The 13406-nt window shown below is 71.4% G+C and carries 14 protein-coding genes and 1 other RNA gene; 11 read left to right on the forward strand and 4 right to left on the reverse strand.

Going from position 1 to position 13406, the window contains the following annotated elements:
- Window positions 1-118: 118 nt before the first annotated feature.
- Window positions 119-790 (reverse strand): bifunctional DNA primase/polymerase, encoded by a 672-nt coding sequence (locus tag ACGGAQ_RS11055; protein WP_393047862.1) that lies wholly within the window; start codon window positions 788-790, stop codon window positions 119-121.
- Between the two features lie 249 nt (window positions 791-1039).
- Between ACGGAQ_RS11055 and ACGGAQ_RS11060 the strand changes: the two genes are divergently transcribed.
- The 7 genes from ACGGAQ_RS11060 (at window position 1040) to mctP (ending at window position 7784) form a co-directional block, all read left to right on the forward strand.
- Window positions 1040-2269 carry a helix-turn-helix domain-containing protein gene (locus ACGGAQ_RS11060; RefSeq protein ID WP_355064271.1) on the forward strand — a complete coding sequence of 410 codons (1230 nt, stop codon included), beginning with the start codon at window positions 1040-1042 and terminating at the stop codon, window positions 2267-2269.
- 16 nt (window positions 2270-2285) lie between these two features.
- Entirely contained in the window at window positions 2286-2858 is a 573-nt protein-coding gene (locus ACGGAQ_RS11065) for a flavoprotein (RefSeq protein ID WP_393047141.1), read from the forward strand.
- Between the two features lie 94 nt (window positions 2859-2952).
- Window positions 2953-3825, forward strand: coding sequence for a Nif3-like dinuclear metal center hexameric protein (locus ACGGAQ_RS11070; protein WP_393047143.1), 873 nt, complete (start codon window positions 2953-2955; stop codon window positions 3823-3825).
- Complete coding sequence (locus tag ACGGAQ_RS11075; RefSeq protein WP_393047146.1) at window positions 3815-4552, forward strand: zinc ribbon domain-containing protein; 738 nt, start codon at window positions 3815-3817, stop codon at window positions 4550-4552. The genes ACGGAQ_RS11070 and ACGGAQ_RS11075 overlap by 11 nt, the downstream gene beginning before the upstream one ends.
- A 3-nt stretch (window positions 4553-4555) precedes the next feature.
- On the forward strand, window positions 4556-5716 hold the full coding sequence (locus ACGGAQ_RS11080; RefSeq protein WP_393047148.1) for a bifunctional RNase H/acid phosphatase: 1161 nt from the start codon (window positions 4556-4558) through the stop codon (window positions 5714-5716).
- A gap of 176 nt (window positions 5717-5892) precedes the next feature.
- A complete protein-coding gene (locus ACGGAQ_RS11085; protein ID WP_393047151.1) occupies window positions 5893-6135 on the forward strand; it encodes a DUF3311 domain-containing protein in 243 nt (80 codons plus the stop codon).
- Window positions 6135-7784 carry a monocarboxylate uptake permease MctP gene (mctP, locus tag ACGGAQ_RS11090; protein ID WP_393047154.1) on the forward strand — a complete coding sequence of 550 codons (1650 nt, stop codon included), beginning with the start codon at window positions 6135-6137 and terminating at the stop codon, window positions 7782-7784. The genes ACGGAQ_RS11085 and mctP overlap by 1 nt, the downstream gene beginning before the upstream one ends.
- 68 nt (window positions 7785-7852) lie before the next feature.
- On the opposite strand, the gene ACGGAQ_RS11095 is transcribed toward mctP, so the two are convergent.
- Entirely contained in the window at window positions 7853-8428 is a 576-nt protein-coding gene (locus ACGGAQ_RS11095; RefSeq protein WP_393047158.1) for a TetR/AcrR family transcriptional regulator, read from the reverse strand.
- Between the two features lie 86 nt (window positions 8429-8514).
- On the opposite strand from ACGGAQ_RS11095, the gene ACGGAQ_RS11100 reads away from it, so the two are divergent.
- Window positions 8515-9405, forward strand: a complete 891-nt coding sequence (locus tag ACGGAQ_RS11100) for an NmrA/HSCARG family protein (RefSeq protein WP_393047161.1) — start codon at window positions 8515-8517, stop codon at window positions 9403-9405.
- Window positions 9406-9470: 65 nt separating this feature from the next.
- On the opposite strand, the gene ACGGAQ_RS11105 is transcribed toward ACGGAQ_RS11100, so the two are convergent.
- The gene (locus tag ACGGAQ_RS11105) at window positions 9471-9935 is read right to left on the reverse strand and encodes a MarR family winged helix-turn-helix transcriptional regulator (protein WP_393047163.1); all 465 of its coding nucleotides are present in this window, start codon (window positions 9933-9935) and stop codon (window positions 9471-9473) included.
- Window positions 9936-9989: 54 nt separating this feature from the next.
- Between ACGGAQ_RS11105 and ACGGAQ_RS11110 the strand changes: the two genes are divergently transcribed.
- A complete protein-coding gene (locus tag ACGGAQ_RS11110; RefSeq protein ID WP_393047166.1) occupies window positions 9990-11222 on the forward strand; it encodes an MFS transporter in 1233 nt (410 codons plus the stop codon).
- Between the two features lie 107 nt (window positions 11223-11329).
- Here the strand turns inward: ACGGAQ_RS11110 and ACGGAQ_RS11115 are convergent, their stop codons facing one another.
- Window positions 11330-12091, reverse strand: coding sequence for a sulfite exporter TauE/SafE family protein (locus ACGGAQ_RS11115; RefSeq protein WP_393047169.1), 762 nt, complete (start codon window positions 12089-12091; stop codon window positions 11330-11332).
- Between the two features lie 130 nt (window positions 12092-12221).
- Between ACGGAQ_RS11115 and rnpB the strand changes: the two genes are divergently transcribed.
- Window positions 12222-12637, forward strand: an RNA gene (gene rnpB, locus ACGGAQ_RS11120) — RNase P RNA component class A.
- A 101-nt stretch (window positions 12638-12738) separates the two neighbouring features.
- On the forward strand, window positions 12739-13353 hold the full coding sequence (locus tag ACGGAQ_RS11125) for a hypothetical protein (RefSeq protein ID WP_393047909.1): 615 nt from the start codon (window positions 12739-12741) through the stop codon (window positions 13351-13353).
- Window positions 13354-13406 lie beyond the last annotated feature (53 nt).

The following is a 13406-nucleotide window of genomic DNA, read 5'->3' on the forward strand; positions in this document are numbered from 1 at the left end:
CGTCCGTGGACATCGTTCCCCCGTTCGTGGCGCGCGTTCGCGCTGTCACCTGCTCAACGAGCACCGGCCGTCCGGCGACGCTGTCGGTCACCGGATCGAATCGTCGGCCGGGGCCGGGTCACCTGCCCCGGCGGGGCAGGGGCAGGTGACCCGGGAGCAGGTCGGGGGCCAGCTTCACCCCGCTGGCCCGCAGCGCCTCGATCAGGGTGTTCTGCACCAGGTAGGAGTCCGGAAGCTGCCAGCGGGCCTGCTCCGGGGCGACCGCCCAGCGGACGGTCCCCTCGGGCAGCCGGGTGGGCGGCGCCGGGATCCACGAGCCCGGCCCGTGCCGGACGACGTGGAAGCAGTGCTCCAACTCCGGTCGCAGCGGGTCGCCGGGGCGGACCAGGAACATCCACCGGCCGGTGGGGGTGACCAGCACGGGCCCGCGTACGCCGGTGCCGGCCGGATGGACCTGCACGGCGTCGAGCACGTGCCGGCCGAGGTGGGCCGGCACCTCCAGCACGTCGAAGGTCCGGCCGGTGGGCAGCAGCACACCGTGCGGGCGGGTGCGCCACCAGGTGGCCACCCGGGCCGGGTCGGTGGTGGCGGCCAGTTCCCAGTTCTCCAGGGCGGGGTGGCAGCCCACCGTGGGGCAGCCGGCCCGACCGCACACGAACCGGCTGCGGGCGAGGCAGGCGCCGGGGGTCACCTCCCAGCCGTGTACGGCGTACCGGATGGCGACCCGGCGCAGCCGGACGCGTTCCAGCGGCGACAGTTCGGCGACGCGCGGTACGACGTTCCCCCACATGTGTGCCATCTCCCCTCGTCGGGCCCGGCGAACGCCAGGTCGCATGTCGAGCGCCGTCACTGCCGTAACCCACGATCGTTGAGGTTGACGAACGGCTCGTGCAACTTGCACGAAAACTACGAGGACTGGCTGTCCGGCTGACGTACAGACTGTGCGACCAGCGAAAACTGCAAGACGAACGATGGATCGCCGCACCCGCGGACATCGCCGGCACCCGATGGGTGGCGGCGGCAGGGGAGGGATGGGGAGATGGACGAGCTACCCATTGGACGGCGAGTGGCCTACTGGCGGGGGCGCCGCAAGATGTCGCAGCAGGTCTTCGCCGACCGTCTGGGCAAGTCGAAGAGCTGGGTGGACAAGGTCGAGCGGGGCGTCCGTCGGCTGGACAAGTTCTCCGTCCTCTACGAGATCGCCGACATCCTGCAGATGGACGTGCAACTGCTGCTGGGCCGTGACCCGGAGCGGCGTACCGACGCGCTGAACTGCATCGACCAGGTCGAGGTGCAGGAGATCCGGGCGGCTCTGGAGCGGTACGACTCGATGAGCGCCTACTTCGACGCCGTGCCGTACCCGCCTCCGCTGGACGACATGCGCAAGGCCGTCAACCACGCCTGGCTCACCTACCAGTACGGCCGCTACGGGATGCTCACCCGGGCGCTGCCCAAGCTGCTGCGCGACGCTCAGGCGGCCGACGCCGCCTACGGGGGGGCACAGGCGCCGGAGGCGGCCCACCTGCTCGGGCAGGTCTACCAGATCGCCTCGTCGGTGCTGCGCAAGCTCGGCGAGTGCGAGCTGGCCTGGCTGGCCGCCGACCGGTCGATGGCGGTGGCCCAGCGGGCCGACGACCCGCTGCTGGCCGGCATCGCCACCACCCGGGTCTGCAACGCCCTGGTCGCCATGGGTCGGGCCCGGCCGGCGCTGGAGCTGAACGTCCAGATCGCCAACCGGCTGGCTCCCGGCGGCAGCAACGAGGTCTCCCCGGCCCGGCTGTCGGTCTACGGGATGCTGCTGTTGCAGGGAGCCATGGCCGCGTCCCGGATCGGCGACTCGGCAAGCGTCGACGATCTGATCAACTGCGCGCAGGAGGCCGCCACCCTGCTCGGCGGCGACCACAACCACTACTGGACCTCGTTCGGCCCCACGAACGTCGAGTTGCACCGGGCCGCCGCAGCCGTCGAGTTGGGTGACGGGGGCCGCGCGGTGGAGGTGCACCAGGTGCGCATCGTGGAGCCCGCGTTCAACGCGTTGCTGCCCGAGCGGCGCGCCCACCACCTGCTCGACATCGCCCGGGGGTACGCCCAGATCGGCGACGTGGCGAACGCCGGCGAGATGCTGCTGCTCGGCGATCGGCTCGCGCCGTCGGAGATCCGCTGCCGGCCGATCGCCCACGAGGTGATGTCGGACGTCCTTCGTCGCACACGTGGTGCGCCGCCTTCTCCGGTAGCGGAGTTGGCTGAGCACATGGGAGTAGGGGTATGAGCGCGGAGCCGGCTTGATGACCGGCGCACCACACACCAGCGAGCACCGTGCGGTGCTCTACGTCATCGCCTGCGGTTCGCCGCTGGCCCGCCACGTCGGCCGTCTGGTCGAGCTGGCCCAGTCGGATGACTGGGACGTCTGCGTGGTCACCACGCCGGACGGCGCCAAGTTCGTCGACCGCCCGGCCCTGGTCCGACAGACCGGCCACCCGGTGCGGACGCACTACAAGAATCCCGGTGACCCGGACGTGCTGCCGCCGGCCGACGCCATGATCGTCTGCCCGGCGACCGTGAACACGGTCAACAAGTGGGCGGCCGGCATCGCCGACACCCTCGCTCTCGGGCTGCTCGTCGAGGCGCAGGGCAAGGGCCTTCCGATCGTCGCGGTGCCGTACACCAATGTCGCGATGGCCGCCCACCCGGCGTTCCGGGCCGGCGTTGCCCGGCTCGCCGACTGGGGCGTCACGGTGCTCTTCGGTGATCATGTGGTCGCCCTGCACCCGCCCGGGACGGGTGAGCAGCATCTGCACGCGTTCCCCTGGCACATGCCGCTGGCCGCGCTGCGGACCGTCGCGTACCGAGCCGCCTGAGCGCCCGCCGGTCGCCTCCCACCTGTCGACAGACCGGCGCGGCCGGGCCGGGCGTCGCCGCCCGAAGGTCCCCGCGCCGGTAAGCTGGCCCGCCGTGAGCATCAGCGCATCCACTCCCACGGTGACAGACGTCGTCGCCGAGTTGGAACGGCGCTATCCGCCGAGCTGGGCCGAGGAGTGGGACCGCGTCGGCCTGGTGCTCGGCGAGCCGACCGCCCCGATCCGCCGGGTGCTCTGCGTGGTCGACGTGGTGCCCGAGACAGTCGCCGAGGCGCTGACCGTCGGCGCGGACATGATCGTCGCGCATCACCCGCTGCTGCTGCGGGGGGTCTCCTCGGTCGCCGCGACGACCGTCAAGGGGCGGATCGTCCACCAGCTGATCCGGGCCGGCGTGGCGCTGTACGTGGCGCACACCAACGCCGACGTCGCGTCCCCCGGCGTCTCCGACGCCCTCGCCGCCCGGTTCGGCCTGACCGGGCTGCGCCCGTTGCAGCGGCCGGCGACCGGCTCTCCCGCCCACGGCGACGACCGGGGCATCGGCCGGATCGGGGAGTTGCCCCGTCCGATGACCCTCGCCGAGCTGACCCGGCACGCCGCCGCCGTGCTTCCCGTCACGTCCTGGGGAGTTCGCGCCGCGGGGCATCCCGGGCGTATGGTTCGTACCCTCGCCGTCAGCGGTGGGTCGGGGGACAGCTTCCTCGGCGCCGCGACCGCCGCCGGGGTGGACGCGTTTCTCACCTCCGACCTGCGGCACCACCCGGCCAGCGAGCACCTCGCCGCCGATGGTCCCGCCCTGATCGACGCCGCCCACTGGGCGACCGAACGACCGTGGCTGGACGACCTGGCCGCCCTCCTGCGAGAGGCGCCGGGCGTCGAGACGCTGGTGTCCGACCTGGACACCGACCCGTGGACCATGCACGCCGCCGCACCCGTTGTGGACGACAAGGAGCCCGACCGTGAAGGCTGACCCCCAGGTCCAGCGCCGCCTGCTCGACCTTCAGGCGATCGACACCAACCTCGCCCAGCTCGCGCACCGCCGCCGCTCGCTGCCGGAGCGGGCCGAACTGGAGGCGCTGGCCCGGGAGCTGTCGTCGCTGGAGGACGAGCGGGTTCGCGCCCAGGTCGCGGTCGACGACCTGGACCGGGACATCGCCCGCCTGGAGAAGGACGTCGAGCAGGTGCGGGCCCGCAAGGAGAAGGACCAGAACCGACTCGCCGCCGGCACCGGCCCGGCCCGGGAGCTGGAGGCGCTCCAGCACGAGCTGGCCTCACTCAACCGGCGCCAGGGCGACCTGGAGGACGCCGAGCTGGAGCTGATGGAGCAGCGGGAGGCCGCGCAGGGCGTGCTGGACGGCGTGGAGCAGCGGCTGGCCGACACCCGGGAGAAGCGGGCCGCCACCGAGCAGCGCCGCGACGACGCGCTGGCCGAGATCGCCAAGGAGGAGGAGTTCAAGCGGGGGGCCCGGCAGCCGCTCGCGGCCGACCTCCCGGCCGAGCTGGTCACCCTCTACGACAAGATCCGCGAGGACACCGGGTTGGGCGCGGCGCTGCTCACCGCCGGCCGCTGCGGCGGCTGCCGGCTGGACCTCTCCGGCGCCGACCTGGCCCGCATCCGCAAGGCGGCCCCGGACGACGTGGTCCGCTGCGAGGACTGCCGCCGGATCATGGTCCGTACCAACGAGTCGGGCCTGTAGGTCGTGGCGCCGCGCGTGGTCGTCGTCGAGGCCGACGGCGGGTCCCGGGGCAACCCGGGGCCGGCCGGCTACGGCGCGGTGGTGCGCGACCCGGAGACCGGCGAGGTGCTCGCCGAGCGCTCCGAGTCGCTGGGTACGGCGACCAACAACGTCGCCGAGTACCAGGGCCTGATCGCCGGTCTGCGGGCCGCCGCCGAGCTGGATGCCACCGAGGTGGACGTCCGGATGGACTCCAAGCTGGTGGTCGAGCAGATGTGCGGCCGCTGGCAGATCAAGCACCCGGGCCTGCGGCCGCTCGCCGCCCAGGCGGCCACGCTGGTGGGTCGCTTCGGCGCGGTCCGCTTCACCTGGATCCCCCGCGAGCAGAACCGGCACGCCGACGCGCTGGCCAACGCCGCCATGGACGCCGCCGCCGGCCGACCCACCCCGCCGCCGGCCTCCCTCGGCGCACCGGCCTCGGCCAGCGCCCCGGCCGGGGGCGCCGCGACGGGCAGCGACCCGGCCACCGCGCCGGCCTCCTGGGAGCCCCGCCCGAGCTTCACGGCCACCCGCCTGATCCTCGTGCGGCACGGCGAGACCGCGTACACCGAGCAGGGTCGCTACTCCGGCCGCGGCGACGTGCCGCTCTCCGAGCGCGGCCGGGCCCAGGCCCGCGCCACCGGCGCCCGGGTGGCCGCGCTGGCCCCGTCCGTCGCGGCCGTGCTCAGCTCACCCCTGTCCCGGTGTACGGCCACCGCCGCGGCGATCGCCAAGGCGCTCGGTGACGTGCCGGTCCGCACCGAGACCGACCTGATCGAGTGCGACTTCGGGCAGTGGGAGGGGCGCACCTTCGCCGAGGTACGCCAGGAGTGGCCGGGGGAGATGGACGCCTGGCTCGCCTCGCCGCGGATCGCACCGCCGGGCGGCGAGTCGTTCACGCAGGTGGCCGAACGCGTCCACCGGGTCGTCAACGCGCTGCCGGCGGCGTACCCCGGGGAGACCGTGGTGGTCGTCTCGCACGTCTCGCCGATCAAGCTGGCGCTGCGCGACGCCCTCGCCGCCAGCGACGCCTTCCTGCACCGGCTCTTCCTGGACGCGGCCGGCATCTCGGTGCTCGACCTGTGGCCCGACGGCGGCATCGCGGTCCGCACGGTCAACGACACCGCGCACCTGCCCGCCGCCTGAGCCGCGCCCCTCCGGCACCCGTCGCACCTCGCCCGCCGGCGGAACTGTCGCGCCGTTCGGCGCAGCCGGTGCGCCGTTCGGCGCAGAGCCGTCCGCGCGCTGATCGTGACGGCGGTCACAGAGTCGTAGCCTCCGGCCGTTACATCGAGTGCCTCGACTCCCCGGAGGTGTGTCAGATGCCTGCACCGGAACCGGAGGCGCCCACCACGGCGCCAACCCGGGCGAAGGACCACAGTCCCTGGAACTGGTTGCTCTTTCTCCCCATCGTGGTGCCGCTGATCCCGGCGTTCTTCAACGGCGACGCGCCCCGGATCTTCGGGTTCCCGCGCTACTACTGGCTGCAACTGGCCTGGATCCTGCTCGGCGTCTCCACGACGACGTTCGTCTACCAGATGACCAAGAAGCGGGGTGGGCACTGATGTGGCGCGACCATCTCACCGAGATCATCGTCTTCTCCCTGCTGTTCCTGCTGGTCAGCGCGATGGGCTTCGTGGCCGCGCGGTGGCGGCGGCCGACGGACATGGCGCACCTTGACGAGTGGGGCCTGGGCGGGCGCAGCTTCGGCGGCTGGATCACCTGGTTCCTGGTCGGCGGTGACCTCTACACCGCGTACACCTTCGTGGCGGTGCCGGCGCTGATGTTCGGAGCCGGGGCGGCCGGGTTCTTCGCGGTGCCGTACACGATCGTCGTCTACCCGCTGGTCTTCCTGGTGCTGATCCGGCTCTGGTCGGTCTCGCACCGGCACGGCTTCGTCACCCCTGCCGACTTCGTCCGTACGCGGTTCGACTCGCCGGTGCTGGCGCTGCTGATCGCGATCACCGGCATCGTGGCCACGATGCCCTACATCGCGCTGCAACTGGTGGGCATCGAGGCGGTCCTCAAGACGATGGGCGTCACGGGTGAGAGCACCCTGGCCCGGCACCTGCCGATCATCATCGCGTTCGCCATCCTGGCGGCGTACACCTACCAGTCGGGGCTGCGCGCACCGGCGCTGATCGCGTTCGTCAAGGACAGCCTGATCTACATCGTCATCCTGGTGGCGGTCATCTACCTGCCGTACAAGCTCGGTGGCTGGGGCGACATCTTCGACGCGGCGGACGCGAAGTTCCAGGCGTCACCGAACCCGAACGACGGCATCCTGCTCAACGGCAACAACCAGCTGCAGTACGTGACGTTGGCGTTCGGCTCGGCGCTGGCGCTGTTCCTCTACCCGCACAGCATCACCGGCGTGCTGGCCAGCCGGAACCGCGACGTGATCAAGCGCAACATGTCGGCGCTGCCGGCGTACAGCCTGCTGCTCGGTCTGATCGCGTTGCTCGGCTACATGGCCATCGCGGCCGGGGTGAAGCCGCTGGCGGGAGCGAAGGAGGGCAGCGTCGACAACAACACGATCGTGCCGCTGCTGTTCGATCAGCAGTTCCCGGACTGGTTCGCCGGAGTCGCGTACGCCGCCATCGGCATCGGCGCGCTGGTGCCAGCGGCGATCATGTCGATCGCGGCGGCGAACCTGTTCACCCGCAACATCTACAAGGAGTACCTGAAGCGGGACGCCACCGCCGCGCAGGAGGCGAACGTCTCGAAGATCACCTCGCTGGTGGTCAAGGTCGGGGCCGTGGCCTGCATCGTGTTCCTCGACCCGCAGTTCTCGATCGACCTCCAGCTCATCGGCGGCGTGATCATCCTGCAGACGCTGCCGGCCGTGGCGCTGGGCCTCTACAGCCGCTGGTTCCACCGGACCGCCCTGATCGCCGGCTGGGTCGCCGGCATGGGGCTCGGCATGTGGATGCTGTACCAGGTGGCCAGCCCCACCCGGAAGCACTTCGGCGGGTCGGCGTTCCCGCTGGAGAAGTTCGGCTTCGACACGCCCAAGACGATCTACGTGGGCATCGTGGCCGTTCTGGTCAACCTGGCGGTCGCCGCCCTGTTGACGCTGATCCTGCGGGCCACCAAGGCGCCCGAGGGAGTCGACGGCACCACGCCGGACGACTACTTCGCCGACGAGGGCGACCCCCGCGTCACCCCCGGCGTCGACCGCGACGCCGACTCGGCCCGCGAGCCGGTCGCCTGACCCCCACAACCCGTACGCGTCCGCCCCCGGGCGAGCGCCGCCGCCCCGGCGGACCGATTCGCGTCGGTCTACCGGGGTGGCGGTGCTTCTGCGGCGCATGGCTGCGGTTGGCTCGCTGAGCCGATCCCGCGTAGGGCAAGGGTCAGCAGGTGTTCCGCCTTGGCCGCGCCCATTGGTTGCGCCGCCAGCGAGATGCCGTTGGCGAGGATCATCAGGTCGGCCATGGTGACGTCGGGCCGTACCGAACCCTCGTCGGTGGCTCGGCGGAGCAGTGGTTCACCGGCGGCGACGAGCGTCGCGCCGCAGGCATCGGTCTCGTCGGTGGGCTCGTTCAGGAGCGAATCCGCGAGGCCGCGGGTTGTCGTGGCGTACGCGGTGACCTCGTGCAACCAGGTCGTCAGCGCGTCGAGGGCGTCGGGGGCGGCGAGCAGGTCTCCGGCACGCGTTGCCAGGTTGTGGACACAGCCGCGAAAGACCGCCTGCAGCAGCGACCACCGGGTGGGGAAGTGCCGGTGCAGGGTCGCCGATCCCACCCCGGCGGATCGGGCGATCTCCTCCAGCGAGGCGTAAGCGCCGTCGCGGGCGATCGCCTCGGCGGCCGCCGTGACGATGAGGTCGTAGTTGCGCTGCGCGTCCGCTCTCATGGTCCGCCTTGCAGAAGTGGGGTGATCCCCCATATCGTAGCCGACGAGAAGTGGGGGACCACCCCGCTTGTTTCTCGGGAGGCATCATGGCTGTTCTCGTCATCGGCGCGACGGGCAAGCAGGGCGGGGCCACGGCCCGAGCGCTGCTCGACCGGGGCGTTCCGGTTCGTGCCCTGGTCCGTGATCTGGGCACCGACAGCGCCCAGGCGCTGCGGGATCGGGGCGCCGAACTGGTCAAGGGCGACCTGGACGACGTGGAGTCGCTGCTCGCCGCGGCGGACGGGATGGACGGTCTCTTCTCCATCCCGTATCCCGACGTGACGGACCTGCAGGGCAATGCCGAGGTGAGCCGCGGCCGCAACGTCGTCGAGGCAGCGCGCCGCGCCGGCGTGTCGCACGTCGTGCACAGCAGCGTCTCGGGTGCCGGCGACTTCCACCGCAACCAGCCCGGCTGGGCCGAGGGCCGGTGGGACAGAAACTACTGGGAGAGCAAGGAGGCCATCGACGAGATGGTGCGCTCTGGTGGCTTCGCGCACTGGACCATCCTCAAGCCCTCGACCTTCATGGAGAACCTCGTCGGCTGGTCCTACCTCTTCGGCGACTGGTCCAGCGGCACGATCATCACCGGCTTCGCCGCGAACACCCGGATTCCGTGGATCGCCGTCGACGACATCGGCGAAGCCGCGGCCATCGCGTTCACCAAGCCGGGGAAGCTCGACGGCCTGGACGTCGAACTCGCCGGCGACCTGCTCACCATGACCGAGGTCGCGGCCATCCTCACTGAGGTCACCGGCCACACGATCACCGCGCCCGTGCTCACCCCGCAGCAGGCCGTCGAGCGCGGCCTGCTGCCCGCCATGGTCAACGCGGTCGAGCAGATCAACGAGAACGGAAGCCCCGCTCGTCCGGAGATGACCCGGGCACTCAGCCTGCCCACCACGGACTTCCGCACGTGGGCGCGGCGGACGTTCTCCTGAGCCAGTCGGTCGGAGAGGGTCGCCGGGCGGGGTGTGGGCGCTGGTAGGGCGGGCGGGAGTGGAGGTCAGGGGCGGCGGCGGTTGCGGTTCACCAGGGCCTGGTTGAGGCGGCCCAGCAGGGTCGCCAGGGCGGCCCGGTCCTCGGCGCTCCAGTCGGCCAGCATGTCGCCGTAGAGCCGGGTGCGGGCGGCCTGCACGGCGGCCATCCGCTGTAGCCCGGCCGGGGTGGGGGAGATGACCGTGCCGCGCCCGTCGGACGGGTCCGGGGTACGGGTGATCAGGCCGTCCCGTTGGAGCGCGGACACCTGACGGGTGACGGTCGAGCCGTCCAGGTTGAGTCGGGCGGCGAGCGCCGAGACGTTCTGCGGCCCGGCGTCGGCCAGGTGGCGCAGGATGACGTACGCCGCGCGGTCCAGCACCCGGTGCTCGGCGGTGCCGGTGGCCCGCCGGGTGGCCTCGCCGAAGCGCATCAACAGGGCCACCTCGGTCTCGATCCGGCCGAGGGTGCTCGCGTCTTGGTCGTCGTTCATAGCTGTATGATACAGCGTAAGTACCTGTACGATACAGCTAATTGAGGAGTCGGAGTGGATCGGCGTTCCGAACCGAACCGCAGTGCCATCTACGCCACCACACTGGTGGCCTTTCTCGCGATCGCCGGCATCGCCGTGGTCGACCCGATCCTGCCGGCCATCGGCGAGGCGATCGGGGTCACCGCCTGGCAGGTCGAGTTGCTGTTCACCGCGTACATCGCGGTCATGGCCCTCGGCATGATCCCGGCGACGCTCGCCAGCGGCCGGTTCGGCTTCAAGCCGGTGCTGATCACCGGCGTCTCGGTGGTCGGGCTGGCCGCCATCCTCGCCTCGTTCAGCGACAACATCGTCCAGCTGTCCGTGCTACGCGGCGTCTGGGGGCTGGGCAACGCGATGTTCTTCGCCACCGCCATGGTGGTCCTGGTCAACCTGGCCGTCGACCGGGAATGGGTGGTCGGTCTGTTCGAGACCGCCCTCGGCCTCGGCTTCGCCGTCGGCCCGCTGATCGGCGGCCTGCTCGGCCAGGTTTCCTGGCGGCTGCCGTTCTTCGTCTGCGGCGTGTTCATGGTCCTCGCCCTCGGCGTGGCCGCCGGCAAGCTCCGCGAGCCCACCAACCGGCAGGCCCCGGTACGCGTCGGCCAGATCTTCGCCACCTACCGCCGGCCGGCGTTCATCGCCCTCTGCGTGGTGACCGCCGCGTACAACTTCGTGTTCTTCGTCGTGCTCGGCTACACGCCGCTCTTCCTCGGCCTGGACGTCGTCCCGCTGGGGCTCGCGTTCACCGGCTGGGGGCTCGGCCTGGCCACCGGCATCCTGCTGATCGGCCACCGGCTGGCCCATCGGATCGGCGCGGTGCAGACCGTCGGCGTGGCCATCGCCGGCCTGCTGGTCTGCATGGTCCTCTTCGCCACCTCCACCAGCACCGCCGAGGCGCTCGTGGTGCTCGTGCTCGCCGGCCTCTGCATGGGCCTGGCCAACGCCAACCTCACCGACCTGGCGCTCGGCCTCGGCTCCAGCGACCGCAGGCTCGCCACCGGCGCGTTCAACCTGGTCCGCTGGGGCGCCGCCGCGCCCGCGCCGATCATCTCCGGCAAGCTCGCCGAGCGCTCGCTGTCGCTGCCGTTCTGGGTCGGCTTCGGGGTGCTCGCCGTCGGTGTGCTGGTCTACCTGGCCTTCGCGCACGTGATGGCCGCCGGCTACGGCGAGCGGGTGCTGTGGTCCCGCTGGAACCGCAGCGCCGCGAGTGCCGAGAACACCGCGGAGGAGCCGGTCGGCGAGGCGTACTGACCCTGGGCTCGCTTCAAGATCCGCGCACTTTCGGGGAAACTGCTGCCTCCGGGCTCGCTGAGGCAGCAACATCCCGGAAGTTGCGCGGATCTTGGCGTTGCCGCCGCTCAGTGCAAGGCACGCCAGAGCAGGTAGAGGCCGATCGTCGTACCGAACACCACGATCAGCGTCTTGAGCAGCACCGGCGGCAGCCGACGGACCAGCCGGGCGCCCGCGTACCCCCCGATCAGCGTGACCGGCGCGACCACCGCGACCGCCGCCCAGTTCACCGGGCCGAACAGGGCGAACACCACGAGCGTCGTGCACCCCACCACCGCGGAGAGCAGATTCTTGATGGCGCTCACCCGCGCCAGCGTCGCGTCCAGCACCAGGGCCAGGCCGGCGACCAGCATCACCCCGAGCGCCGCGCCGAAGTACCCGCCGTACACCGCGCCGAGCGCGACCATCGTCTGCACCGCGACCGTTCGCCGCCGTGGCGACAGGTCGCGGGGGTGACCGACCAACCGGCGCAGCGGGTCCTGGAAGGCCAGGACCGCGGTCGCGCCGAGCACCAGAAACGGTACGACGAGCTCGAACGCGCGGGCCGGGGTGGCCAGCAACAGCAGCGCCCCGACGATCGTCCCCACGATGGTGGTCGGCACCAGCGTGGCCAGCGCCCGAGGCCGCGGCAGGTCCTGCCGGCTGCCCGCCACGCTGGCCACGTACCCGGGAAACACGGCGACGGAGTTGCTTACGTTCGCCGGCACCGGCGGCAACCCGACCGCGATCATCGCCGGGAAGGTGATCAGCGAACCGCCACCGGCCACCGCGTTGACCGTGCCAGCGGCGACACCGGCGGCGAGCAGCAGCGCGGCGTGGGAGAGATCCATAGACCCACGAGGCTAGCGCCCGCCACGCGAAGCGTATTCGCCGGACCGCCGCCCTTGAGCTGCGCGATCTTGCTCGGGCGGGGTGGCAATACCGGCGGCACGCTCGTCGTTAGGATGAGAGCGCGACGGACGAGTCGACCGGGCGGTCGCGTCGGCGGGCTCCGGCCCGCCGCCGAGGAACGTCCGGACTCCACAGGGCAGGGTGGTTGTTAACGGCAACCCGGGGCGACCCGCGGGACAGTGCCACAGAAAACAGACCGCCGACCCCAACGGGGACGGTAAGGGTGAAACGGTGGGGTAAGAGCCCACCAGCACCCCGGGTGACCGGGGTGGCTCGGTAAACCCCACCCGGAGCAAGGCCAAGCAAGGGCGTCACCGCAAGATGACGACCCGGCGCAGACGCTTGAGGGCTGCCCGCCCGATGTCTGCGGGTAGGCCGCTAGAGCCTGCCGGCAACGGCAGGCCGAGATGGATGGCCGCCGCCGGCGCAAACCCCTTTGGGGTACGCGCCGCGCACAGAATCCGGCGTACAGGTCGACTCGTCCGTCGCCCACCAGCTCAGAGCCGCGATCACGTCTCAGCCCTCGGTCCTTCTCGCCTGGGTTGTCGGGTGGGCAGGCTGGACCGGCCGGTCTAGCGTGCGTTGGGTGAGTTTCGGCACCTACGCCCGCCACGTGCGCAACGCCGAGCTGCCCTACCGGCGCCGGGTGTCGGCGCTGAGGTCTTGCGTGCAGCTGTACCGGCCGATCGGCTTCCACGCCACGCTGAGTTTTCTCGAGGAGATCGCTGGGCCGTTTCAACGCGACGAGGCGGCGTTGCTACGCGCGTTGGATGCTCTTGTGGCGAGTCGTGCAGGTTGGCATGCCGATCTCCGCGACTACGCCGCCGAGCGGAAGCTCGCCAAGCGCCGTGGCCAGCGAAGCCCGCGCCCGAGCGATCCGAATCCGAACGGATTCCCCCGCTGCTGGTACGGCGCCCCCGGACAGGCTGCCCTGCACGCCGTGCGGTACTGGCGTCGCCGTACGGCGTCTGCGCTGCTGACAGACCCGGATGCGATCATTTTGGATGCCTGCGTCACTGCATCCCTGGCAGCAGGCGGGTCACTGCTTCCCGCCGAACGGCAGATGTTGAGTACGACCGTCGAGGCGCTCCGGCAGCGGATGCGGCCGGAGATGTGGCGCGATGACTCGCGGGCCTACTACCACGCGTTCAACCTGATGAGTGTTGCGCGGCACCTCGAAACGGCAGCCGACGCGGTGTAGACCGTCGCGCTCGGGCCGGCGGCCACGGGCGTTCTCATTGACTCGCATCGGTT

Origin of the sequence: Micromonospora sp. NPDC047557 (assembly GCF_043205095.1) — a bacterium.
Taxonomy (GTDB): domain Bacteria; phylum Actinomycetota; class Actinomycetes; order Mycobacteriales; family Micromonosporaceae; genus Micromonospora.

What these genes read in the sequence shown, in the direction of transcription:
- ACGGAQ_RS11055 (WP_393047862.1), bottom strand. Translation starts at nt 790, where the DNA reads ATGTGGGGGAACGTCGTACCGCGCGTCGCCGAACTGTCGCCGCTGGAA.
- ACGGAQ_RS11060 (WP_355064271.1), top strand. Translation starts at nt 1,040, where the DNA reads ATGGACGAGCTACCCATTGGACGGCGAGTGGCCTACTGGCGGGGGCGC.
- ACGGAQ_RS11065 (WP_393047141.1), top strand. Translation starts at nt 2,286, where the DNA reads ATGACCGGCGCACCACACACCAGCGAGCACCGTGCGGTGCTCTACGTC.
- ACGGAQ_RS11085 (WP_393047151.1), top strand. Translation starts at nt 5,893, where the DNA reads ATGCCTGCACCGGAACCGGAGGCGCCCACCACGGCGCCAACCCGGGCG.
- mctP (WP_393047154.1), top strand. Translation starts at nt 6,135, where the DNA reads ATGTGGCGCGACCATCTCACCGAGATCATCGTCTTCTCCCTGCTGTTC.
- ACGGAQ_RS11095 (WP_393047158.1), bottom strand. Translation starts at nt 8,428, where the DNA reads ATGAGAGCGGACGCGCAGCGCAACTACGACCTCATCGTCACGGCGGCC.
- ACGGAQ_RS11100 (WP_393047161.1), top strand. Translation starts at nt 8,515, where the DNA reads ATGGCTGTTCTCGTCATCGGCGCGACGGGCAAGCAGGGCGGGGCCACG.
- ACGGAQ_RS11105 (WP_393047163.1), bottom strand. Translation starts at nt 9,935, where the DNA reads ATGAACGACGACCAAGACGCGAGCACCCTCGGCCGGATCGAGACCGAG.
- ACGGAQ_RS11115 (WP_393047169.1), bottom strand. Translation starts at nt 12,091, where the DNA reads ATGGATCTCTCCCACGCCGCGCTGCTGCTCGCCGCCGGTGTCGCCGCT.